Origin of the sequence: Streptomyces sp. NPDC003035, from assembly GCF_042888285.1 — a bacterium.
Lineage (GTDB): Bacteria > Actinomycetota > Actinomycetes > Streptomycetales > Streptomycetaceae > Streptomyces.
In genome coordinates this window covers 85,869-105,333 of sequence record NZ_JBIAPJ010000008.1, presented here as the reverse complement: position 1 = coordinate 105,333, position 19,465 = coordinate 85,869, and the positions used below count along the sequence as shown (strand labels likewise).

The 19,465-nt window shown below is 72.9% G+C and carries 20 protein-coding genes; 7 read left to right on the top strand and 13 right to left on the bottom strand.

Annotation, left to right across the window (positions count from 1 at the left end; translation table 11 throughout):
* Positions 1 to 169: 169 nt before the first annotated feature.
* Positions 170 to 1,744 carry a TROVE domain-containing protein gene (locus tag ACFYV5_RS25220; RefSeq protein ID WP_389172139.1) on the top strand — a complete coding sequence of 525 codons (1,575 nt, stop codon included), beginning with the start codon at positions 170 to 172 and terminating at the stop codon, positions 1,742 to 1,744.
* A 71-nt stretch (positions 1,745 to 1,815) separates the two neighbouring features.
* On the opposite strand, the gene ACFYV5_RS25215 is transcribed toward ACFYV5_RS25220, so the two are convergent.
* Both ACFYV5_RS25215 and ACFYV5_RS25210 read right to left on the bottom strand, forming a co-directional pair.
* Entirely contained in the window at positions 1,816 to 3,033 is a 1,218-nt protein-coding gene (locus ACFYV5_RS25215; RefSeq protein WP_389172137.1) for a TerD family protein, read from the bottom strand.
* Between the two features lie 45 nt (positions 3,034 to 3,078).
* Entirely contained in the window at positions 3,079 to 3,333 is a 255-nt protein-coding gene (locus tag ACFYV5_RS25210) for a hypothetical protein (protein ID WP_389172135.1), read from the bottom strand.
* 71 nt (positions 3,334 to 3,404) lie between these two features.
* Between ACFYV5_RS25210 and ACFYV5_RS25205 the strand changes: the two genes are divergently transcribed.
* Entirely contained in the window at positions 3,405 to 4,373 is a 969-nt protein-coding gene (locus tag ACFYV5_RS25205; RefSeq protein WP_389172133.1) for an AraC family transcriptional regulator, read from the top strand.
* A 219-nt stretch (positions 4,374 to 4,592) separates the two neighbouring features.
* On the opposite strand, the gene ACFYV5_RS25200 is transcribed toward ACFYV5_RS25205, so the two are convergent.
* The 3 genes from ACFYV5_RS25200 to ACFYV5_RS25190 all read right to left on the bottom strand — a co-directional run bounded on the left by ACFYV5_RS25200 (position 4,593) and on the right by ACFYV5_RS25190 (position 6,199).
* Complete coding sequence (locus ACFYV5_RS25200; RefSeq protein WP_355111420.1) at positions 4,593 to 4,814, bottom strand: helix-turn-helix transcriptional regulator; 222 nt, start codon at positions 4,812 to 4,814, stop codon at positions 4,593 to 4,595.
* Complete coding sequence (locus tag ACFYV5_RS25195) at positions 4,814 to 5,311, bottom strand: DUF2975 domain-containing protein (RefSeq protein WP_389172131.1); 498 nt, start codon at positions 5,309 to 5,311, stop codon at positions 4,814 to 4,816. The genes ACFYV5_RS25200 and ACFYV5_RS25195 overlap by 1 nt, the downstream gene beginning before the upstream one ends.
* Positions 5,312 to 5,389: 78 nt before the next feature.
* Positions 5,390 to 6,199: an NAD-dependent epimerase/dehydratase family protein gene (locus ACFYV5_RS25190; RefSeq protein WP_389172129.1), complete on the bottom strand. Its 810-nt coding sequence runs from the start codon at positions 6,197 to 6,199 to the stop codon at positions 5,390 to 5,392.
* Between the two features lie 168 nt (positions 6,200 to 6,367).
* Here ACFYV5_RS25190 and ACFYV5_RS25185 point away from each other — a divergent pair, with 168 nt between their 5' ends.
* Positions 6,368 to 7,366: a 5-dehydro-4-deoxyglucarate dehydratase gene (locus tag ACFYV5_RS25185; RefSeq protein WP_389172127.1), complete on the top strand. Its 999-nt coding sequence runs from the start codon at positions 6,368 to 6,370 to the stop codon at positions 7,364 to 7,366.
* Complete coding sequence (locus ACFYV5_RS25180) at positions 7,363 to 8,493, top strand: hypothetical protein (RefSeq protein WP_389172125.1); 1,131 nt, start codon at positions 7,363 to 7,365, stop codon at positions 8,491 to 8,493. Before ACFYV5_RS25185 ends, ACFYV5_RS25180 begins: the two co-directional genes overlap by 4 nt.
* Positions 8,494 to 8,523: 30 nt before the next feature.
* Here ACFYV5_RS25180 and ACFYV5_RS25175 read toward each other — a convergent pair whose 3' ends face one another.
* Both ACFYV5_RS25175 and ACFYV5_RS25170 read right to left on the bottom strand, forming a co-directional pair.
* Positions 8,524 to 9,714 carry an MFS transporter gene (locus ACFYV5_RS25175; RefSeq protein WP_389172123.1) on the bottom strand — a complete coding sequence of 397 codons (1,191 nt, stop codon included), beginning with the start codon at positions 9,712 to 9,714 and terminating at the stop codon, positions 8,524 to 8,526.
* Between the two features lie 68 nt (positions 9,715 to 9,782).
* The gene (locus ACFYV5_RS25170; RefSeq protein ID WP_355111584.1) at positions 9,783 to 10,172 is read right to left on the bottom strand and encodes a hypothetical protein; all 390 of its coding nucleotides are present in this window, start codon (positions 10,170 to 10,172) and stop codon (positions 9,783 to 9,785) included.
* Positions 10,173 to 10,241: 69 nt separating this feature from the next.
* Here ACFYV5_RS25170 and ACFYV5_RS25165 point away from each other — a divergent pair, with 69 nt between their 5' ends.
* Entirely contained in the window at positions 10,242 to 10,802 is a 561-nt protein-coding gene (locus ACFYV5_RS25165) for a GNAT family N-acetyltransferase (protein ID WP_389172121.1), read from the top strand.
* A gap of 56 nt (positions 10,803 to 10,858) precedes the next feature.
* Here ACFYV5_RS25165 and ACFYV5_RS25160 read toward each other — a convergent pair whose 3' ends face one another.
* The 4 genes from ACFYV5_RS25160 to ACFYV5_RS25145 all read right to left on the bottom strand — a co-directional run bounded on the left by ACFYV5_RS25160 (position 10,859) and on the right by ACFYV5_RS25145 (position 15,348).
* On the bottom strand, positions 10,859 to 12,307 hold the full coding sequence (locus ACFYV5_RS25160) for a penicillin-binding transpeptidase domain-containing protein (protein ID WP_355111431.1): 1,449 nt from the start codon (positions 12,305 to 12,307) through the stop codon (positions 10,859 to 10,861).
* A 121-nt stretch (positions 12,308 to 12,428) separates the two neighbouring features.
* Positions 12,429 to 13,076 (bottom strand): response regulator, encoded by a 648-nt coding sequence (locus tag ACFYV5_RS25155; RefSeq protein ID WP_389172575.1) that lies wholly within the window; start codon positions 13,074 to 13,076, stop codon positions 12,429 to 12,431.
* Positions 13,076 to 14,356 (bottom strand): sensor histidine kinase, encoded by a 1,281-nt coding sequence (locus tag ACFYV5_RS25150; RefSeq protein ID WP_389172118.1) that lies wholly within the window; start codon positions 14,354 to 14,356, stop codon positions 13,076 to 13,078. Before ACFYV5_RS25150 ends, ACFYV5_RS25155 begins: the two co-directional genes overlap by 1 nt.
* Positions 14,353 to 15,348: a hypothetical protein gene (locus ACFYV5_RS25145; RefSeq protein WP_389172116.1), complete on the bottom strand. Its 996-nt coding sequence runs from the start codon at positions 15,346 to 15,348 to the stop codon at positions 14,353 to 14,355. Before ACFYV5_RS25145 ends, ACFYV5_RS25150 begins: the two co-directional genes overlap by 4 nt.
* A gap of 162 nt (positions 15,349 to 15,510) precedes the next feature.
* On the opposite strand from ACFYV5_RS25145, the gene ACFYV5_RS25140 reads away from it, so the two are divergent.
* Positions 15,511 to 16,008 (top strand): cupin domain-containing protein, encoded by a 498-nt coding sequence (locus ACFYV5_RS25140; protein ID WP_355111436.1) that lies wholly within the window; start codon positions 15,511 to 15,513, stop codon positions 16,006 to 16,008.
* On the opposite strand, the gene ACFYV5_RS25135 is transcribed toward ACFYV5_RS25140, so the two are convergent.
* The gene (locus ACFYV5_RS25135; RefSeq protein ID WP_215072285.1) at positions 16,009 to 16,779 is read right to left on the bottom strand and encodes an IclR family transcriptional regulator; all 771 of its coding nucleotides are present in this window, start codon (positions 16,777 to 16,779) and stop codon (positions 16,009 to 16,011) included. It lies immediately after the preceding gene.
* A 133-nt stretch (positions 16,780 to 16,912) separates the two neighbouring features.
* On the opposite strand from ACFYV5_RS25135, the gene ACFYV5_RS25130 reads away from it, so the two are divergent.
* The gene (locus tag ACFYV5_RS25130) at positions 16,913 to 18,391 is read left to right on the top strand and encodes an aldehyde dehydrogenase (NADP(+)) (protein ID WP_355111588.1); all 1,479 of its coding nucleotides are present in this window, start codon (positions 16,913 to 16,915) and stop codon (positions 18,389 to 18,391) included.
* A 10-nt stretch (positions 18,392 to 18,401) separates the two neighbouring features.
* On the opposite strand, the gene ACFYV5_RS25125 is transcribed toward ACFYV5_RS25130, so the two are convergent.
* On the bottom strand, positions 18,402 to 19,400 hold the full coding sequence (locus ACFYV5_RS25125) for a zinc-dependent alcohol dehydrogenase family protein (protein WP_389172113.1): 999 nt from the start codon (positions 19,398 to 19,400) through the stop codon (positions 18,402 to 18,404).
* Positions 19,401 to 19,465 lie beyond the last annotated feature (65 nt).

Here is a 19,465-nt window from a genome sequence, read left to right as displayed (position 1 = left end):
GATACTTCATCGGGACCGGCAGGTTGCGGGTTCGAGTCCCGTCACGCCTCTCCGGGGTGTGTAGCTCAATCGGATAGAGCGGCCGGCATATGGACCGTCGCCGACTCCTGATCTCGGGCGCCCTCGTCGTCGCTGTGTTCCCCGCACGCATGAATTCGGGGGAATTCACATGGCACGCTTCAACCTCCGCACCATCAGAGCCCGTTCGACCTCGCCCGTGACCTCCACGGCCGCCGCCCGCACGCACGAGGGCGGCGCCGGCGTCCTGCGCGAACCCCGGTCGGAGCTCTTCCTTCTCGCGCTGGCCAATTTCGTCACGCAGAAGACCTTCTACGAGAGCGGCGAGGACCGTGACGACCGCTTCGCCGCCCTGGTGCGAAAGCTCGCCGTCGAGGATCCCGAGTGGACCGCGGGGCTGCTCGCCTGGCTGCGCCGCGAGGGCAACATGCGTACGGCCTCCCTGGTCGGCGCCGCCGAGTACGTCAAGGCCCGGCTCGACGCGGGGGCCGAGACCGGCCCCGCCAACCGGCAGGTCGTCGCCTCCGTCCTGCTCCGCGCGGACGAGCCCGGGGAGCTGCTCGGCTACTGGACCTCGACGTACGGCAGGAACATCCCCAAGCCCGTCAAGCGCGGCATCGCGGACGCCGTGCGGCGGCTCTACTCCGGCACGTCCCTGCTGAAGTACGACACCGCCTCCAAGGGCTACCGCTTCGGCGACGTCCTCAACCTGGTGCACGCCACCCCGGATCCCGGCAAGCCCTGGCAGGGTGACCTCTTCCGGTACGCGCTCGACCGCCGGCACCACCCGGACACCGCGGTGCCGCCCGCGTCCAGCCGCACCCTCGTCGCCCACCGGGCCCTGATGGAGCTCCCGGTCGACGAGCGGCGCGCCGTGGTCACCGCGCCCGACGGCGCACAGCGGCTGGCCGAGGCGGGCATGACCTGGGAGGCCCTGGCGGGCTGGCTGCAGGGACCGCTGGACGCGGCGGCGTGGGAGGCCGTCATCCCGTCCATGGGCGCCATGGCGCTGGTGCGGAACCTGCGCAACTTCGACCAGGCCGGAGTCTCCGACGAGGTCGCGGCCCAGGTCGCGGCCAGGATCTCCGACCCGGAAGCGGTCGCGGCGTCGCGGCAGTTCCCGTTCCGCTATCTCGCCGCGTACCAGCACGCGCCCTCGTTGCGCTGGGCGTATCCGCTGGAGAAGGCGCTCGGCCACGCGCTGGCGAACGTGCCCGCACTGCCGGGCCGGACGCTGGTCCTGGTCGACCGCTCGGGTTCGATGTGGTCGCGGCTCTCGGACCGCTCGGAGCTCAACCGGGCCGACGCCGCCGCCGTGTTCGGCACCGCGCTGGCGCTGCGGGCCGCCGACGCGGACCTGGTGCAGTTCGGCACGAGCAGCGCGCCGATCACGTACCGGGCGGGCGAGTCCGTGCTGAAGGTCCTCGGCCGCTTCGGCGACCTCGGCGGCACGAACACCACCGAGGCCGTGCGCCGGCACTACCAGGGGCACGACCGGGTCCTGATCGTCACCGACGAGCAGGCGGCGCACAGCCGCCGTGGGGACCCGACCGCGCAGGTGCCGGACCACGTCCCGGTCTACACCTGGAACCTGGCGGGCCATCGGGTGGGCCACGCCCCCTCCGGCTCCGGCATGCGCCACACCTTCGGCGGCCTGACCGACGCGGCGTTCCGCATGGTGCCGCTGCTCGAAGCCGGCCGGAGGGCCGACTGGCCCTGGACGTGAGGAAGGGCCCGCCGGGTGACCGGCGGGCCCTTTCCGTACAGCGTTTCCGTACAGCGTTTCCGTACCGCGGATCAGAGGGACTGGGCGGCCGGCTTCACCATGCCCCGGACCGTGCGGGACTTCACGAACTCGCCCATCGCCGTCATCTCCCACTCGCCGGAGAACTGCTTGATGAGCTTCGCCATCATCACGCCCGTCTGCGGCTCGGCCGTGGTCAGGTCGAAGCGGACCAGCTCCTCGCCGGTCGCCGCGTCCATCAGGCGGCAGTACGCCTTGGCGACCTCGGTGAACTTCTGGCCGGAGAAGGAGTTGACGGTGAAGACCAGGCCCGTCGCGTCGGCCGGAAGGCGGCCGAGGTCGACCACGATGACCTCGTCGTCGCCCGCGCCCTCACCCGTCAGGTTGTCGCCGGAGTGCTTGACGGAGCCGTTCAGGATGGAGAGCTTGCCGAAGTAGCAGCTGTCCAGGTGGTTGCGCTGAGGGCCGTACGCGATCACCGAGGCGTCGAGGTCGATGTCCTTGCCGCGGTACGCGGGCTCCCAGCCGAGGCCCATCTTGACCTGGGAGAGCAGCGGACGGCCGCCCTTGACCAGGGACACCGTCTGGTTCTTCTGGAGGGTGACGCGGCCCTTGTCCAGGTTGATCTTCCCCGTGGAGACGGGGGCGGCGGCCGGGGGAGCGGGCGGCGCGGACGGCGGGGGAGGCGTCGGGGCGGCGACCCTCGGGTCGACGGGGGCGGCCGCGGGAGGCGCCACCGGAGCGGCCGCGGGGGCTGCCGCCGCCGGCTCCTCGTCCACCGAGACGCCGAAGTCGGTGGCGATGCCGGCCAGCCCGTTGGCGTACCCCTGGCCCACGGCCCGCGCCTTCCAGGCTCCGTTGCGCAGGTAGATCTCCACGACCACCAGCGCCGTCTCCGCGCCGAGCTGCGGCGGGGTGAAGGTGGAGAGGACGCTGCCGTCGTCGGCGTTGCGGATCGTCGCCGTCGGTTCGACGCCCTGGAACGTCTGGCCCGCCGCGTCGGGGCTCGCGGTGACGACGATCCTCTCGATGCCGGGCGGCACCGCGCCGGTGTCCACCACGATCGCGTCGGGAGCCGTGCCGCCGCCGGAGCGGTAGGTCACACCGGGGCCGGACGGCTGGTTGTAGAAGATGAAGTCGGCGTCCGAGCGCACCTTGCCGTCGGCGCCGAGCAGGAGGCCCGAGACGTCGAGCCGCACAGGGGCGGCCACGTCCACCGCCACGCGCGCGGCGGAGAGAGGGATGTTCGAGCCGGGGGTCATAGCGGTCATGCCAGGGCTAACGAGCGAGACCGCTTTGCCGTTCCCTTACCTTCGCTACCTTCGGCCACTCTGGTTACGGGGGTGGTTCCGGGCCGCGCGCTCGTTGCCGAACTTGTACGCGCCCGTCCACCGCGCCATGACGAGCTGGGCGTCCCCCGAACCGTCCTCGGAACCGTCCCCCGCAGCCACCTCCGCCAGGAACTTCTCCGCGCGTCCCCCGCGCAGGGTCCCCGCGGCGCGCCCGCGGTGGGTGATGACGACCGAACCGTCGGCGCGCTGCTCGAAGCTGAATCCATGAGGCTGTGGCATGACGGGCATCCTGCCCTCCGGGCTGTGGGCCCGTCATATGAATATTCCCGCGGCTCGTATTCTTGCGGCTCGTGGGTGGGAGCTCTTTTCGTACGCGGAACGTGGACGAGGCGCGGCAGGAGATCGACGCGCGGTACTACGCCAACTTCATGGACGTCATCGAGCGGCGGGCGCGTCCCTTCGCCGCCCGGTTCGACACAGTCGACCTGGGGGAGGTCGTCATCGGCGATCTGGCCTGCGGGGCCGACGTGCGGATGCGCTTCGGCGAGCTCGGGGCGTTCCACGTCAACGCCCCGCTCAGCGGGACGATGGAGATGCGCCAGGGCGGCCGGGCGGCGATGGTGGCGACGGCGACCGAGGCCGTGGTGCTCGACCCCTCGGGCGACACCTTTCTGGACCGCTGGAGCGGGGACTGCCGGACCGTGTCCGTCAAGATCGGCGCGGCGGCACTGCACGACCGGCTGGAACAGCTCCTCGGGCGCCCGCCCCGTGGCGCCCTCGCCTTCGCGCCGCGTCTGGACATCTCGCGCGGTCCCGGACTGAGCTGGGCGCGCTTCGCCCGGCAGGTGGCGCGCGAGGCGCTCGCCGCGGACAGCCTGGCCCACCACGCGCTGGTCGCGGGGCCGCTCCGGGAGGCGCTGCTCAACGGGCTGTTGCTGGCGGCCGAGCACCCCTGGCGCGAGGAGCTGGCCCACCCGGCGGAGCCGCTGCGGCCCGCGCCCGTCAAACGGGCCATGGACGCCGTACGGGACCGCCCCGAGCATCCCTTCACCACCACCGAACTCGCCGGCCTCGCCCGGGTCGGGGTGCGCCGGCTCCAGGAGTCGTTCCGGGAGCACGTGGGCATGTCCCCGATGGCGTACGTCCGTTCGGTCCGGCTCGAGCGGGTCCACGAGGAGCTGCGGGGCGCCGGGCCGGGGGAGCTGAGTGTCAGCGAGGTGGCCTGGCGCTGGGGCTTCGCCCACCTCGGGAGGTTCGCGGCGCAGTACCGGACCCGATTCGGCGAGACGCCCTCGCAGACCCTGCGCTCGGGCGCGTGACGGGCGGGACGGGCAGGCTTGCCGGGAGCGTCGGCCGGAGTCGGCCGGGGGGGGGCTACCGCCGGACTCGCCGCGTTCCGCGGACAGGGGCCGCGCTGAGCGGATCGCGGGGCTCCCTGCCGCCGCCGTAACGTTCCCTCTGTCGCGTGTGCCCGTGCATGCCGTGACCCGGGCCCCGGCCGGCGCCCCCGCATCAGTCCGGCCGGGCCTGCGTACGTCTCACCCGTCCTCGGCGTCCCCGGGCTCCCAGCGCAGCAGGTCTCCCGGCTGGCATTCGAGCGCCTCGCAGAGCGCGGCGAGCGTCGCGAAGCGCACCGCCTTGGCGCGGCCGTTCTTGAGGACGGCCAGATTGGCGGGGGTGATCCCGACGCGTTCCGCGAGCTCTCCCACGGACATCTTCCGCCGCGCCAGCATCACGTCGATGTCGACGGCGATCGCCATCAGATCACTTCCTCCAGCTCGGCGCGCATCCGCGCCGCTTCGACGTCGCGCGCGACGGCCTGGGCGAGCAGCATCCGCAGCACGAGCACGATGAGCGCGACTCCCAGGATCGCCACACCGAGCCCGCCCAGCAGCAGGACCACGCCCGGCGCGACGGCCTCGCCGGGGGCCAGGACGACCCCGAGCGCGAAGACCAGGAGGGCGGCGGCCACGATCGCGCCGATCACGACATGGACGTACCGGAAGGCCGCCGGGGAGAAGACCGTGCCGCGCCGCACCATCGTCACCAGCCGCCATACGCAGACCAGGACGACCTGGACCGCCATGACGCCCAGGACCACGATCACGAGGAACGGGGCGCGCAGGTACGCGTAGTCCGGGTCGAGCCCGTCCAGGTCGGCGGCGAGCAGCGGCACCATCACCGTCTGGACGAACAGCGAGCCGCCCAGCAACACCACGAGCACGGCACGCAACGCATGCACGGTCAGCTTTCCCATTGCCTCTCCCTCAATCGAGCCACGATCGAAATCTATCGATTCTCGATAGCCATCGCAAGGCCGGGGAGAGGGGACCGCCTAGTACGGCCAGCGCGGAGGGTCGACGCAGAAGTGGCCGCCCAGGTTCGCGTCCGCCGGATCGTCCTCCGCCGGCAGTCCCTGTTCGGCGATGATCCGCTCCGCGTACGGCTCCGAGTCGTCCCGCGGCTCGTAGCCGAGCGCCCGGGCCGAGGAGAGGTCCCACCACAGCCGGGTGTTGGCGGACGATCCGTACACCACGGTGTGGCCCACGTTCTCGGCGGTGAGCGCCGCGTGCAGGAGTCGCGCGCAGTCGTCGGGGCTCAGCCACATCGACAGCATCCGGACCGAGGTCGGCTCGGGGAAGCATGATCCGATCCGGACGGAGACGGTCTCCATGCCGTGCAGGTCCCAGTAGAACTGGGCGAGGTCCTCGCCGAAGCACTTGGACAGGCCGTAGAGGGTGTCCGGCCGGTGCGGGGTGTCGACGGGGATCACCGGCTCGTCCCCGCGCGGGCGGGGGGTGAAGCCGACGGCGTGGTTGCTGGAGGCGAACACGATGCGCCCCACACCCTCCTCGCGCGCCGCCTCGTAGAGGTGGTGCAGGCCGGTGATGTTCGCGGCGAGGATCTTCTCGAACGTCGACTCCAGGGAGATGCCCGCGAGATGGATGATCGCGTCGACCCCCCGGACGGCCTCGCGCAGCGCCTTGCGGTCGGTGAGGTCGGCGATGATCGCGTCGGGTGCGCCCTCGATGGGGGCCAGATCGAGCAGCCGGAGCTCGTATCCGTACGCGGGCAGCAGGTCGCGCATCAGGGTGCCGACGCCGCCGGCGGCACCGGTGAGCAGGACGGTGCGGGGTGTGGGCATGTACGTCAGTCTCCGTCCGTGGATCGCATTCACAACCATGGACAAGGTAGGGAGCCGTCTCATGGGCCGTCAAGACCGCGCGAGGAGCGGGTGGAAAGCGGGTTTGGAGGCGTGCGTGCGCCTTGACCGGCGCTTTGGCGCTGCTCTAGCGTGAAGCTGTTCAAGAATATGGACAACAGTCAGAACTGTGCACGACGGACTTCTCAGGGAGCGCCCGTGACCTCAGCCCCGCCCGCCGCCCCGCTCGCCGCCCGGCTCGACGGCCTGCTGTTCTTCCCCGTCACCGCCTTCGGACCGGACGGCACCGTCGACCTCGACACCTTCCGCGCCCATGTCCGCGGCGGCATCGAGGCGGGCGCCGCCGCGGTCTTCGCCTGCTGCGGCACCGGCGAGTTCCACGCGCTCACCCCCGAGGAGTTCCGCGCCTGTGTCGCCGCCGCCGTCGAGGAGTCCGCCGGCCGGGTCCCCGTCGTCGCCGGCGCCGGCTACGGCACCGCGCTCGCGATCCGGTACGCCCAGCTCGCCGAGGAGGCCGGCGCCGACGGGCTCCTCGCCATGCCCCCGTACCTCGTCGTCGCCGACCAGGCCGGGCTGCTGCGCCACTACACCGACCTGGCCGCCGCCACCTCGCTCGACGTCATCGTCTACCAGCGCGACAACGCGATCCTCACCCCCGAGACGGCCGTGGCCCTCGCCCGCGCCGAAGGGATCATCGGCCTCAAGGACGGCCTCGGCGACCTCGACCTGATGCAGCGGATCGTCAGCGCCGTCCGCGCCGAGGGCCTCGGCCTGCTCTACTTCAACGGCCTGCCCACCGCCGAACTCACCGGGCTCGCCTACCGCGGCATCGGCGTCACCCTCTACTCCTCCGCCGTCTTCTGCTTCGCCCCCGACATCGCCCTCGCCTTCCACCGGGCCCTCGCCGCCGGCGACGACGCGACGGTCGACGTGCTCATCGACGGCTTCTACCGCCCCCTCGTCGAACTGCGGGCGAAGGGGCGCGGCTACGCGGTCTCGCTCGTCAAGGCGGCGGTACGCATGGGAGGTCTGGACGTCGGCGAGGTGCGACCGCCGCTGAGCGAGCCCGCGCCCGAGCACCTGAAGGAGCTCGCCGCGATCATCGAGCGCGGCCGGGCGCTGCTCGCGAGCCGGGAGGGCGACGCATGAGGGCCGGGACCTTCGTCTACCCGTGGGACGTCGTCGGCGACCCGGCGGCGCCGGACCTCCTCGCCGGCCTGGGCGTCGCGCAGGTCACGCTCGCCTCCGCGTACCACTCCACGCGCGCCCTGACGCCCCGGCACCCCAGGCACCGGATCGTCACCGCCGAGTACGCCGCCGTGCTCTACCCGCCGGACGGGAACCGCTGGGCGGGGCGCGGACTGCGACCGTACGAGGCGGGGGAGTGGGCGCCCGGAGACGCGTACGGGGAGGCGGCGGACGCGCTCGCGGGCGCGGGCCTCGAGGTGCACAGCTGGGTGGTCCTGGCCCACAACTCCCGTATGGGCGCCGACCATCCCGAGACCTCGGTCGTCAACGCCTACGGCGACCGCTACCCCTGGGCGCCGTGCATCGCCCGGCCGGACGTCCGTACCCACCTGGTGGAGCTGGCGGTGGAGGCGGCGGTACGGCCCGGCGCGGCCGGCACCGAACTGGAGTCCTGCGGTTGGTACGGCTTCGCGCACCTGCACGCGCACGACAAGACCGCGGGGGTCGCGCTCGGGGACCGGGAGCAGTACCTGATGTCCCTCTGCTTCTGCCGCTCCTGCCGGGAGGGGTACGGGGAGGAGGGCGCCGACCCCGACGCGCTGGCGGCGGCCGTGCGGGGCGCGCTGGAGCCGGTGTGGGCCGGAGTCGCGGCGGGCAGCCTCGGCGCCTTCGAGGCCCCCGCCCTGGCCTGGCGGCTCCGGTGTGCCCGGGCCCTCCAGGAGGCGGCCGTGGCCGCGGTCCGGGCGGCCGCCCCGCCCGGCTTCCGCGTCCTGCTCCACGCGGACCCCCACCCGCACCGCTGCGGCGCGAACGTCGGCACCGACCCGGCGCACGTGCTCGCCCTGGCGGACGGCGTGGTCACCCCGGCCGCCCTGGTGGCCCCCTTCGCGGGCCCCGCGGCCCCGGACACCGTCCTGGCGGCCAACTTCCCCGTGGTGACCGGCATGGGCGGCTCCCCGTCCACCCTGATCGAGGACGCGAAGCGGGCGGCCTCGGAGGGAGCCACCGAACTCCGCCTCTACCACGCGGGCCTGGCCTCGGACGCCGACCTGGCCACCGTCCGGGAGGCTCTGCGGGCGCTGGGCTGAGACGAGGGCGGCGGGGCGGAGGCCGCCTCCTCACCCGCGCGCGGGAGGACGCCGTCGTCCCGCCCTCCGGGGTGCGGCCAGGGCGATCGCTCCGGCCAGGCCCGCGACGGTGAGGAGGGGCAGCAGCAGGCGGATGTCGAGGACGGCGATCAGACCCGCGCCCGCCGCCAGGGCGAGCGCGTTCGGGACGAAGACCAGGGTGTGGGCGGTCGCCGCCGCGCGGCCCACGGCTGCCTCCGGCGCCTCCCGTTGGACCGCCGTCATGACGGCGATCAGGACGCAGGGCAGGCCCACGCCGATCAGCGCGCTCGCCACCAGCGCCACCCCGTCGTGCGGGACCGCGCGTACGCCCGCCGCCAGGGCGAACAGGGCCAGTCCCGCGGCGGACAACAGCCGTTCGGGAACACGGCGCAGCAGCGGTCCGGCCGCCAGGCCCGCGAGGACCGAGCCCGCGCCCTGGACGGCGTACAGCACGCCCGCGTAGGCGGGGGAGTGGCCGAGTCCGCGGTCCACGACGGCGTAGACCGCCGCGCCGTTCACCCCGGCGAGCAGCATCGTGAACGAGCCGGCCAGGACGAGGCGGCGTAGCACCGGGGAGGCGCGGAGCGTCCGCAGGCCCTCCGCCGTGTCACGGAGCCAGTGCGCCGACGCCGGGCGCACCGGCTTCTCCTCCCGTACGCGCATCAGCGCGAACACCCCCGCGGCCAGCGCGAACGTCGCCGCGTCCAGCAGCGCCACCGGCCCGCCGCCGTACCGGGCGAAGAGACCGGCCGCGGCGAGCGGGGCGATCAGCTTCACGCTCTCGTTGACCGTCATCCGCAGCCCGTTGAAGTCCCCGAGCAGCCGCTTGTCGAGCGCGCTCGCGGCCAGCGCGACCTCCGCCGCCTCGTGGACGGTGCCCTGGATGCCGTACAGCACGAGCACGGCGAACAGCAGCCACACCCGGTCCGTCGCGTCCACCCACAGCAGGGTCGGCAGCAGGGCCGCCATCGCCACGTTCGACCACACCATCAGGGGCCGCCGCCGCAACCGGTCCACGACCGTGCCGAGCAGCGGACCGACGAGCGCCGGCGCCCAGAGGGCGAAGACCGTCAGCGCCGCCAGACTGTCCGAGCCGGTCAGGGACTTGACCCAGATCCCTGACGCCAGCCACATCGCCGTCGTGCCGAAGCCCGACACCAACACCCCGGTCAGATAGAGACCGGCCGTCCACCTCTTCATGCCCGCAGCCTGGCGTCTGAGGTGGCGCGACCGGATCGGGCAGATTCCCTAGGGACAGCTGCTCGGCGTCACGTAGCCCCGTCGGTACGGGCCCGGTTCTCGTACCGCAGCGCGGCCCCCGTCACCACCGCGCCCAGGCCCTCCCACAGGCCCACGCCGAGGAAACCGGCGGGTGCGCGGCCGGTGACGACGGCGAGGGTGAAGACGGCACAGGTGAGGAGACGGAACGGAACCGTCCAGCGGAAGAACGGCTTCCAGTCCGCGAGCGAGGCCAGGACGTAGTAGACGCCCATATTGAGCGCGGCCATGGAGGAAGCGGTCAGAAAGACGAGGGTGTGGTCCCCGTCCGCGCGGCTCGCATCGGGTAGGGGTTCGAAGCCCATGACGGTGAGCATGATGTCGGGCGCCACCAGTCCCACCACCCCCAACGCGGCGGCGAGCAGCCCGAAGACGGCCATGGTCCAGCCGGACAGGGAACGGGGCAGGCGCACGGCGGTCCTCCGCTGGGTCGAAACTATGCTCGATGCATGAGTGACCTTGCATACCGTGTCGCGGGGCCCGACGACCAATCCGCCGTCGCCGCGCTCGACAACTCCTTCACGACGGACTACGTCTACGACGTCGCGGGCGGTGACCTCGGCTTCGGGCTGCGGCTCGTCGCCGTCGACCCGCCGCTGGTCAAGGTCTTCCCGGCGGAGGACGAGGACGACGCGGGCGACGCGGGCGACGGCGACCCGGCGGCGGACGTGCACGAGATCGTCGCCGTCGGCACCGACGGGGCCGTCGCCGGGTACATCGCCGTCGCCGTCGAGGAGTGGAACCGGCGACTCGTCGTCCATCAGGTCACCGTCGCCCCCGCCCACCGCGGCCGGGGCATCGGCGGCGAGCTGATGCGCCGCGCCCTCGCGTACGGCCGCGAGCGCGGAGCGCGTACCGCCTGGCTGGAGGTCACCAGCGTCAACGTCCCGGCGGTACGGGCCTACCGGCGCATGGGGTTCCGGCTCTGCGGCCTGGACACCACGCTCTACACCGGCACCGAGTCCGAGGGCGAGACCGCGCTCTTCATGGCCAGGCCCCTGGACCGGTAGCCACGACCGGGATCACGACCGCGACCGGGATCACGGCCGGGATCACGACCGGTAGGTCACCTCAGCGCCGCCCGCATCATCTTCTGTGCCACCGGGGCCGCGAGCCCGTTCCCGCTGACCTCCGAGCGCGCCGCGCCGGAGTCCTCGATCAGGACGGCGACCGCGACCTCCTTCCCGGTCGTCGCGTCCTTGGCGTAGGACGTGAACCAGGCGTACGGCGTCTTGCTGTTGTTCTCGCCGTGCTGGGCGGTCCCGGTCTTGCCGCCGACCTCGGCGCCGTCGATGGCCGCGTTCGAGCCCGTGCCCTTGTCGACCACGGTCACCATCGCGCTGCGCAGCTGCTCCGCCGTCGAGGACGACACGATCCGCCGGGTGTCCCCGTCCTCGAAGGACTCCAGGGCGTCTCCGTCGGAGTCGACGACCTTCGAGACCATGTGCGGGGCGGCCATGAGACCGTCGTTGGCGATCGCCGCGGACACCATGGCCATCTGGAGCGGCGTCGCCGTCACATCGAACTGGCCGATACCGGTGAGCGCGGTCTGCGCCTTGTCCATGTCGGACGGATACACACTCGCGTACGCGCGCACGGGCACGTCGCGCTCGTCGTCGTTGAAGCCGAACTTCTCCGCCATCGCCTTCACCTTGTCCTGGCCGAGATCGACGGCGATCTTGGCGAAGACGTTGTTGCAGGAATACTGGAGCGCGGTGCGGAGGGTGGCGTTCTCGCAGGGCGCGGAGGGGTTCTCGTTCTCCAGATAGCGGGTCGAATGGGGAAGTTTGTACGGGTCGGGGCTGTTCGTCGCCGTGTCCACGGAGCCGTAGAGCCCGTTCTCCAGCGCGGCCGCCGCGACGACCAGCTTGAACGTGGAGCCCGGCGGCAGCGGCTGCCGCAGCGCCCGGTTGACCAGCGGCTTGTCCTCGTCCGTGGTCAGCTCCCGCCAGGCGGAGCCGTCGGTCAGGCCGGCGATCCTCGACGGGTCGTACGACGGGGTGGAGACCATGCCCAGGATCCGCCCGGTCTTCGGGTCGATGGCGACGGCCGCGCCCTTCTTGTCGCCGAGCGCCTTGTACGCGGCCTTCTGCACCGCCGGATCGATCGTCGTGACCACGTCACCGGGCTCCTGCTGCTTGCCGGTGAGGGCGTCCAGCGGGTTCTTCAGCCGGGTGTCGGTTCCGTCCAGGACATCGGAGTAGATGCCCTCCAGCTGCGTGGCGCCGAAGGCCTGTGAGCTGTAGCCGGTGACCGCTGCGTAGAGCTCACCGTCGGTGTAGCCGCGCTTGTACGCGAGGTCGCTGCCCTCCGTCTCCTTCGAACCGGTGACCGGTGAACCGGCCACGATGATGTTCCCGAGCGGCTGCGCGTACTGCGCGATGACGTTCCGCCGGTTCTTCTTGTCGTCCGCGAGGGCCTTGGCTTCGTACGCCTGCACCCAGGTGGCCCGGCCCAGCAGGGCGAGCACCAGGAGCAGCGAGAAGACCGAGGCGCGCCTGATCGTCTTGTTCATCCCATATGCGGGACGAGCGGGACGGGGCCCACCGTTCCGGATGTGTCCCGTTTCTCAGGGAACCTTCATCCGGCACGGGCGGTGTCCTCGGGGCCGAGTGAACCCGAGGGCGCCCGCCGTCTCACCGCGCCCCGACGAACCCCGACTCGTACGCCAGGATCACCGCCTGCGTGCGGTCACGCGCGCCCGTCTTCGACAGGACCGCCGCCACATGCGTCTTCACCGTCGCCGGGCCCACGCCCATCCGGCCGGCGATCTCCGCGTTCGTCAGGCCCGTCGCCACCAGGCGCAGCACCTCCGCCTCCCGCTCGGTGAGCCGGGCCACCCAGGGCGGCGCCGCCGGGGGACGGCGGCGGGCGTGCTCGGCGGCGAGCCCCCGTACCGCCGCCGGATAGAGCAGCGAGTCGCTGCGCGCGACCAGCCGGACCGCGTCCACCAGCTCCTCGGCCGCCGCCCGCTTCAGCAGGAACCCGGCCGCGCCCGCCCGCAGCGCGTCGTACACGTACGCGTCGTTCTCGAAGGTCGTCACCACCACGATCCGCGGGGGCTCCGTCATCCCCGCCAGGATCTGCTCGGTCGCCCGGATCCCGTCGATCTCCGGCATCCGCACGTCCATCAGCACCACGTCCGGCCGCCGCTCCCGCACCACCGACACCGCCTCGGCGCCCGTCGACGCCTCGCCCACGACCTCCAGGTCGGGCTCCGCGTCGAGGATCACCCGCAGGGCCGTGCGCACCATCCGCTCGTCGTCCGCGAGCACGATCCTGATCACCGGGAACCCGCCTCTCCGCGGATCGGCCCGCGGGCCGCTCCCAGCGGCAGCCGCACCGCCAGGCGCCAGACGCCGACCACCGGGCCGACCTGTGACGTGCCGCCCAGGAGGCGGGCGCGTTCCGCGATGCCGAGGAGGCCGCGGCCGCCGTCGGGGCGGGCCACCGGCGCGCGGGCGGGCAGGGGGTTCTCCATCGTGATCTCCAGCTCGTCGTCGTGCAGGGCGAGCCGCGCGGTCACGCGCTCGCCGCCCGCGTACCGGGCCGCGTTCGTCAGGCCCTCCTGGACGATCCGGTACGCCTCCCGCGACACCGCCTCCGGCACCCGGTCCAGGTCTCCGGTCACCGACAGCTCCACCCGGGGACCCGCGCCCCGCACGAGCGCGTCCAGCGCGTCGAGCGGCAGCCCCGGCAACTCCCCGTCGGCCCCGTCGTCGCCCTGACGCAGCAGGCCGAGGACCGAATCCAGCTCGCCGACGGTGCGCCGGGTGGTCTCCTCGATCGCGGCCAGCGCCTCCCGTACGAACTCCACATCGGTGTCCAGGACCCGCCGTGCCGCGCTCGCCTGGAGCGTCACCGCGCTCAGCGCGTGGCCGACCGAGTCGTGCAGCTCACGGGCGAGCCGGTTCCGCACGGCCAGCTCGGCGGCGCGCCGCTCGGCCGCCGCCAGCCGGTCCGCCGGGCTCGGCCCGAGCAGTCTCGGCGCCTGCCGGGCCAGGAACTCCCCGGCCGCCGCCACGACGGCGGCGAGCGCGAGGAGCATCAACAGCCCGGCCGGGACCCCGAGCCACTGCACCCACGGCCGGTCGATGCCCCAGACCATGACCGGCTCCGAGGCCCGCAGGCGCGCCGAGAACGGCAGCGCCATCACCGTGACCGCGAACGGGGGCAGCGCCAGCGTCGCCCCGCTGACCAGTGCCCCGATCCCCACATGGAGCGTGTACCAGCCGGCCGTCCGCGCCGTGGCGCTCCGGCCCCGGGCCGGGCCGTCCGCGAGCCGGTCCGCCCGGATCCCGCACAGGGCACGCGCCGCCGCCACCGACATCGGCCGGGTCAGCGGGAAGAGCGAGGTGACCGCGGCGAGCGGCAGGCCGATCGCGTACGCCCCGAACTGCACGGCCGGGCTCGCGGCGAACATCGGCTGCCCGCCGAGGAGCCCTCCCATGACCACGGTGCCGACCAGCCAGTACGGCATGAACAGGGCGCCGCCCAGGATCAGATGGACCCAGCGGAGCCTCGCCCGCTGCCCGAACAGCACACCTCCCAAGCGCCGGGTCACGCGCCCGCGCTCCGGCGCCGGAGGAAGACGGCCAGGCAGCCGGCCAGCAGGAACCCGGTGATCATTTCCCCAGCGTAGGTCAGCCGCATCAGCCCCGTGGCCTGCTTGGCGGGATCGGTCTCCGGCAGGAAGGTCACCAGGAGCAGATAGCCGCCCCAGCAGCCCACCCCGCCCGAGCCGACCCAGCCGAGCCCCAGAACCGTACGCACCGAGGCCCATCGACCCCACTGGAGGACCAGGGCCAGGACGTAGGCCACGGCGAGCGCGAGGAACAGCAGACGCAGCCCTTCGAGGACGAAGAAGTCCCCGTCCCGCTGGGTGATCCGCGACGTCGGGAGCCCGGTCGTGGAGCCCGCGGCCCACAGGACGTGGACCGTGGTGGGGACGAGGGCGACCAGGGTCGCCGTGACCGCCGTGACGCGGACACCGGTACCGGAGAAGCGGGCGGGCAGGTCGCCGAGCGTGCCGCGCCAGACATGGCCCCAGCGGTCGCGGGCGTAGAGGGCGAAGAGGGTGCCGAGCGCGACCCCTTGGACGATGAAGCCTCCGTAGACGGTGCCGAAGACCCACTCGTCGAGGAAGGGTTCGCGGCTGCCGGCGGGCTCGGGACCGGACAGGAGCCCGACGACGGTCTGGGCCGGAAAGCCGATCATGATCGGGGCGAGCAGGCCGGCCGCCACCCACATCGGGAAGGCGAGCAGCCAGGCCGGCACGCGCCGCCCCCAGCCTTGCGTGAGCAGCAGGGCGAGGACCACGACCGCGGCGTCCATCACCACCGAGATCGCGTTGACGGCGGCCATCAACTCCCGGTTGTCCAGGAGCGTGCTGCCCGCCGGGATGCCGATCTCGCCGCCGGCCACCCAGGCGATCTTGAGCGAGATGTACGGGAGGCAGGCCGCGACGGCCAGGAAGCGCAGGACCCGGCGGGCGGTGCCCGGCCGGCCGGGGGCCGGGTCCCGGAGTCGGGCGGGGAGAGGAGCGGTCTTCGTCATGGCCCCACGCTCCCGCGCGGGCCCCTCCCCCCACCTCCTGCCCGCCGACGAACCCCCTCCGCCGCACGGGGGAGGAGGCCCTCCACCTCCCCGAATTGACCCATGTTCTTGGAGGGGAAATGCACCCCTCGCCCGGTCACCGGGTCCCCTAAAGTGATCTTCATGAACACGACGCAGCCCTTCGCCCCGCTCCTCACCCGCGCCGCCACCGCCGAGACCACCGCCGACCCGAGCAGCGTGATGACGCTCCTCGCCGACTCCGACACCACCGGCGGGCAGCTCACCAGCTACCGCTCGACCTTCGCGAAGGGTGCCGTCGGCGCCCCGGCGCACTTCCACACGAAGGCGTCGGAGATGTTCTACGTGATCGGCGGCTCGCTCCAGGTGCTGCTCGGCGAGGAGCTGACCGTCCTGGAGCAGGGCGACTTCCTGCTCGTGCCGCCGCACACCCCGCACGCCTTCGCCGCGGCGCCGGGCGCCGAGGCCGACGTCCTGTTCACCTTCACCCCGGGCATGGCCCGCTTCGACTACCTGCGGCTGCTCGGCCGCGTGATGCGGGGTGAGGCGAGCTTCGAGGAGATCAAGGAGTCCTCGGAGACGTACGACAACCACTACGTCGACAGCCCGGTGTGGCAGAAGGCGCTCGCCGACCGGGCGTGATCAGAGGCGACGCGTCGCCAGCGTCAGCCGGTCGCGCGCGTCGAAGAGGGCGTCCTTGATCATCTGCTCGTGTCCCGGGGTGAGCCGGGCCACCGGCACCGAGCAGCTGATAGCGTCCCGCGCCGGGGTCCGGTACGGGATCGCGATGCCGAAACAGCGCAACCCGAGGGTGTTCTCCTCGCGGTCCACCGCGTAGCCCTGCTCGCGGATGAGGTGCAGCTCCTCGATGAGCTTCTCGCGGTCGGTGAGGGTGTGCTCGGTCAGCGCCGGCAGCGTCTCCGGGAGCAGCTTACGGACCTGCTCGTCGCTGTGGGTGGCCAGCAGGGCCTTGCCGAGCGAGGTCGAGTGGGCGGGCAGCCGGCGGCCGACACGGGTGAACGGCCGCAGATAGTGCTGCGACTGACGCGTCGCCAGATAGACCACGTTGGTCCCGTCGAGCCGCGCCAGGTGGATGGTCTCGGTGGTGTCGTCGGAGAGCCGGTCCAGGGTGGGCCGGGCGGCGGCCACGACCTCGTCGCCGTCGATGTACGAGGTGCCGACCAGCAGGGCCCGCACCCCGATGCCGTACCGCGTGCCCGTCGCGTCCGTCTCCACCCAGCCCAGCTCGACCAGGGTGCGCAGCAGCATGTACAGACTGGACTTGGGGTAGCCCACGGCCTCCTGGACGGCGGCGAGCGAGTGCATCCCGGGGCGCCCGGCGAAGTACTCGAGCAGTTCCACCGTGCGTACAGCGGACTTGACCTGGGCCCCGCCCGTGTCGGCAGTCGACATCGCCCTCGCCCCTCTCGTCGGTGCCTCTTGTGGAGAGGGCACGCCCGTCAATAGAGTCCCGTTCATCTACAGGAACCCTGTTCAGAATAGCGAACAGAGCGTGAAGAGGGGCGTGGCCGTGGCAGCGGAACCAGTGTGGAGTGTGGACCCCCGGACGGGGAAGCCGCGGGAACAGGTTGCGGTGGAGGCCACAGCCGAGGAGGTCGACCGCGCCGTCCGCGCCGCGGCCGCCACCCGTGAGGCGCTCGCCGACCGTACGGTACGGGCCGCCCTGCTCCGTACCGCGGCGGACCTTCTCGACGAGGCCGGTGAGCACGTCGTCGAGGCGGCCGACGCCGAGACCGCCCTCGGGCCGGTCCGGCTGACCGGTGAACTCGCGCGCACCACCGCCCAGTTGCGGTCCTTCGCGGACGTGGTCGACGAGGGCTCCTTCCTCGACATCCGGATCGACCTGCCCGACCCCACGACCACCCCGCCCCGGCCCGACCTGCGCCGCTGGAAGATCCCGCTCGGCGTCGTCGCCGTCTACGCGGCCAGCAACTTCCCGCTCGCCTTCTCCGTCCCCGGCGGAGACACCGCCAGCGCGCTCGCGGCCGGCTGCCCCGTCGTGATCAAGGCCCACCCCGACCACCCGGCGACGTCCGAACTCTGCGCCTCCCTGCTGCGCCGCGCCGCGGCCAAGGTCGGGCTGCCCGAGGACGTGGTCGTCCTGATCCACGGCTTCGACGCCGGCGTCCAGCTCGTCCGGCACCCGCTGATCGCGGCGGCCGGCTTCACCGGCTCCATCCGGGGCGGGCGGGCGCTCTTCGACGCGGCGGCGGCCCGCCCCGTCCCCATCCCCTTCCACGGGGAGCTCGGCTCCCTCAACCCGGTCGTGATCACCGAAGCGGCCGCCGAGGAGCGGGCCGCCGAGATCGGGGCGGGGCTCGCGGCCTCCATGACCCTGGGCCAGGGCCAGTTCTGCACCAAGCCCGGCTTCGTGCTGGCACCCACGGGCGAGGCGGGCGACCGCTTCGTGTCCGCTGTGACGGACGCCGTCAGCGAGAGCGAGCCCGGCGTGATGCTCGACCACCGGATGCTGGGCTCGTTCCTCACCGGCACCGCCGAGCGCGCCGGACTCCCCGGTGTCACCGCACCCGTCAAGCCCGGGCCCGGCGGACCGCACACCGTCAACGCGGGCTTCCTCACCGTCGACGCCGGCGCCCTGCTCGAAGGCGACCACGACGCGCTCCTGGAGGAGTGTTTCGGCCCGGTGACCGTCGTTGCCCGCTACGACTCCCGGGAGGAGATCAGCGCGGTCCTCTCCCGCCTCCCCGGCAACCTCACCGCCACCCTGCAGATGGCGGAGGAGGACCCCGACGCGGCCTCCCTGCTCGCCGAACTCACCCCGCTGGCAGGCCGCGTACTCGTCAACGGCTGGCCGACCGGCGTGGCGGTGGCCGGCGCCCAGCACCACGGCGGGCCCTACCCGGCCACCACCTCCACCTCCACCTCGGTCGGCGCGACCTCGATCGAGCGCTGGCTGCGCCCGGTCACCTACCAGTCGACGCCCGAGCACCTGCTCCCGCCGGAGCTCCGGGACGACAACCCGCTGGGGCTGCCGCGCCGCTGACCCGGCCCGTTCAGACGCGCACCACGATCTTCCCCGTGTGCGTGTTCGACTCCATCAACCGGTGGGCGTCGGTGATCCGCTCCAGACCCTCGAAGGTCTCGGCGATCACCGGCGCCAGCGAGCCGTCCCGCAGACCGGAACCGATGAACCCGGCCATCCGCCGCTGCCCCTCCGCCGTACGCACCACCGCGCCGTTGGCGTAACCGCGCACGGTCAGCGGCCAGTTCATCGGCACGGCCGCCGGACGGTGGTCCAGCCAGCCGTACAGCACCGCCGTGCCCCCGGTCTCCAGGGCGTCGCCGAGCTCCGCGAACCCCGGCCCGCCCACGGCGTCGAAGGCGACCCGCGCGCCCCGGCCACCGGTGAACCGCTTCACCTCCTTGACCAGGTCCTCGTCATCGGTGACGACCACCCGCGCCGCACCCAGGTCGAGCAGCCGCCGCCGCTTCTCCTCACGGCGCGTCGTGGCGATCGGCACCGCGCCGACCCGCAGGGCCACCTGGATCGCGGCCGTCCCCACGCCGCTGGACGCCCCGGTGATCACCACGGGATCGCCGGGCCGCAGCCCGCCCGCCTCCACCATGCCGCCGTACGCGGTCGAGTACGTCAGCCACGAGGCGGCCGCGGTCGTCGCGTCCACCCCCTCGGGCCGGGGCACCACGTACTCCTCCGGCAGCACCACGCGTTCCGCGTACACCCCGTGCACCCCGAAGTCGAAGTTGGCGGCCGCCATCACCGGATCCCCGACGGCGTACGCGGTCACGCCCGCGCCGACCGCCTCGACCACCCCCGCCGCCTCGTAGCCGAGCCGGGAGCCGGGGAGCGTGGCCCGGTAGTAGTACGTCCCCGCGCGGAACAGGGCCTCGGCCCGGTTGAGACCGATCGCCTCGACCCGGAAGAGCACCTCGCCGGGGCCGGGGGCGGGGAGCGGAACCTCCTCCACGGTCAGCACCTCCGGCCCGCCGAGCTCGTGGAACAGCACCGCACGTGTCATCTGTCGATTCGTCATGCCTCGACCGTAGGCAGCCGCCCCGAGACGTTCCATGTCCCAGGACCTCCCGCCCATGTCCGGGC

Excerpts from the sequence above, each read along its gene's own strand:
- ACFYV5_RS25220 (WP_389172139.1), top strand. The coding sequence starts at position 170 with ATGGCACGCTTCAACCTCCGCACCATCAGAGCCCGTTCGACCTCGCCC.
- ACFYV5_RS25200 (WP_355111420.1), bottom strand. The coding sequence starts at position 4,814 with ATGGCGATCGCCGTCGACATCGACGTGATGCTGGCGCGGCGGAAGATG.
- ACFYV5_RS25185 (WP_389172127.1), top strand. The coding sequence starts at position 6,368 with ATGGACAACAGTCAGAACTGTGCACGACGGACTTCTCAGGGAGCGCCC.
- ACFYV5_RS25210 (WP_389172135.1), bottom strand. The coding sequence starts at position 3,333 with ATGCCACAGCCTCATGGATTCAGCTTCGAGCAGCGCGCCGACGGTTCG.
- ACFYV5_RS25190 (WP_389172129.1), bottom strand. The coding sequence starts at position 6,199 with ATGCCCACACCCCGCACCGTCCTGCTCACCGGTGCCGCCGGCGGCGTC.
- ACFYV5_RS25215 (WP_389172137.1), bottom strand. The coding sequence starts at position 3,033 with ATGACCGCTATGACCCCCGGCTCGAACATCCCTCTCTCCGCCGCGCGC.
- ACFYV5_RS25125 (WP_389172113.1), bottom strand. The coding sequence starts at position 19,400 with ATGACGAATCGACAGATGACACGTGCGGTGCTGTTCCACGAGCTCGGC.
- ACFYV5_RS25160 (WP_355111431.1), bottom strand. The coding sequence starts at position 12,307 with ATGAACAAGACGATCAGGCGCGCCTCGGTCTTCTCGCTGCTCCTGGTG.
- ACFYV5_RS25145 (WP_389172116.1), bottom strand. The coding sequence starts at position 15,348 with ATGACGAAGACCGCTCCTCTCCCCGCCCGACTCCGGGACCCGGCCCCC.
- ACFYV5_RS25195 (WP_389172131.1), bottom strand. The coding sequence starts at position 5,311 with ATGGGAAAGCTGACCGTGCATGCGTTGCGTGCCGTGCTCGTGGTGTTG.
- ACFYV5_RS25175 (WP_389172123.1), bottom strand. The coding sequence starts at position 9,714 with ATGAAGAGGTGGACGGCCGGTCTCTATCTGACCGGGGTGTTGGTGTCG.
- ACFYV5_RS25170 (WP_355111584.1), bottom strand. The coding sequence starts at position 10,172 with ATGGCCGTCTTCGGGCTGCTCGCCGCCGCGTTGGGGGTGGTGGGACTG.
- ACFYV5_RS25180 (WP_389172125.1), top strand. The coding sequence starts at position 7,363 with ATGAGGGCCGGGACCTTCGTCTACCCGTGGGACGTCGTCGGCGACCCG.
- ACFYV5_RS25135 (WP_215072285.1), bottom strand. The coding sequence starts at position 16,779 with ATGTCGACTGCCGACACGGGCGGGGCCCAGGTCAAGTCCGCTGTACGC.
- ACFYV5_RS25140 (WP_355111436.1), top strand. The coding sequence starts at position 15,511 with ATGAACACGACGCAGCCCTTCGCCCCGCTCCTCACCCGCGCCGCCACC.
- ACFYV5_RS25165 (WP_389172121.1), top strand. The coding sequence starts at position 10,242 with ATGAGTGACCTTGCATACCGTGTCGCGGGGCCCGACGACCAATCCGCC.